Raw genomic sequence first — 1,185 nt, 5'->3', positions numbered from 1 at the left:
GAGCGCGGCCTCGCTACCGTGCTGATGCTCTCGGTTGCAGTCACGATCCTGAATGCCCCATGGGATGCCTCACCCCCTGGCTGCTTGGCGCACGGCAAGGCCCATCGCATTGACGATTATTCGCCCGGCCAGCAGCGCACCTTGCTTCTCGATGTCTCGCTCGGGCATTAGCTCCACAAGGTTGAACGCCGCGATGCGTGCCTTGGCGGCAACGCCATGCATGATGTCGAGCGCCTGCCAAAAGGTGAGGCCTCCCGGTGCCGGAGAGATGACGGCGGGCATGATTGAGGGATCGAGACCGTCGCAATCGAACGTGAATAGTACGTTTGAGCCTTCGGGCACGAGGTCAAGTACTGGTTGTATGCCCTTTGCAAAAACCTCCTGCGCCGGGATGAAATTGACCCCCCACCTGCGGGCATCCTCGACGTCTGAGAGACGAGCGGAGCTCAAACCTCGCGCGCCGATCTGAATAATGCGGTCCACATGCGACATCTCCGAGGCCCGCCGCATGGGTGAGGATCCACACCAACGTTCGCCGTCCACTTCATCGAGCCAGTCGATATGGGCGTCTATCTGGATGACGGTGAGCTTCCCTTTGTCATGAAAAGCCTCCATAACGGGAATGGGGCTAGAATCGTCGCCCCCGATGACAATTGGGATGGTTCCCTTGTCCAACAGCGTCTCGATGGCGGTGCGGATTGCAAGTCGGTTCTTGGTGGAATCCTTTTCGTCATAGCCGAGGTCGCCACAATCCACCGCCGATACCTCACCGTCTTCGAAGATTGGCCCGCCGAGATCGAAATCGAAATTCTTGAGCTTGTGCGACGGGCTCGCTAACCCCTGCCGGGTGGCCGACGCCTCGCGGATGGCCGTTGGGCCACCAGCGCAATAGGCACCGTATCCCGGATAAGGCACTGCGCACGGCACGCCGATGATTGCTACCTTGGCATCGACCATCGACAGGTCGCTGACCCTGGGCAGGCCCATGAATGTGAGGAATTCTGTCGCGCCGGGTTTCACAACATCGGGTTGCTTATCTGAGTTTGTGTCCATCAACTCTTCCTACCTCCCTAACGCTTCGCTTTGGTCTCAGCGTGATCGCCTCAGCTTAAGCCAATCAAATCTAAAGACGTTCTGTGGCGGTTATGCTCGCAAGATTTTTGTTATTGGCAGACCGTGACATCG

1 protein-coding gene is annotated in these 1,185 nt (G+C 58.2%); it reads right to left on the bottom strand.

The window, feature by feature from the left end:
* Positions 1-69: 69 nt before the first annotated feature.
* Positions 70-1,053: an agmatinase gene (locus NKI19_RS32710; protein WP_352567719.1), complete on the bottom strand. Its 984-nt coding sequence runs from the start codon at positions 1,051-1,053 to the stop codon at positions 70-72.
* Positions 1,054-1,185: the final 132 nt, after the last annotated feature.

Source organism: Mesorhizobium sp. M0751 (genome assembly GCF_040320265.1).
Taxonomy (GTDB): Bacteria; Pseudomonadota; Alphaproteobacteria; order Rhizobiales; family Rhizobiaceae; genus Mesorhizobium.
This window is presented reverse-complemented; position numbering and strand designations above follow the sequence as displayed.

Coding starts and splice junctions, on each gene's coding strand:
- NKI19_RS32710 (WP_352567719.1), bottom strand. CDS start 1,053: ATGGACACAAACTCAGATAAGCAACCCGATGTTGTGAAACCCGGCGCG.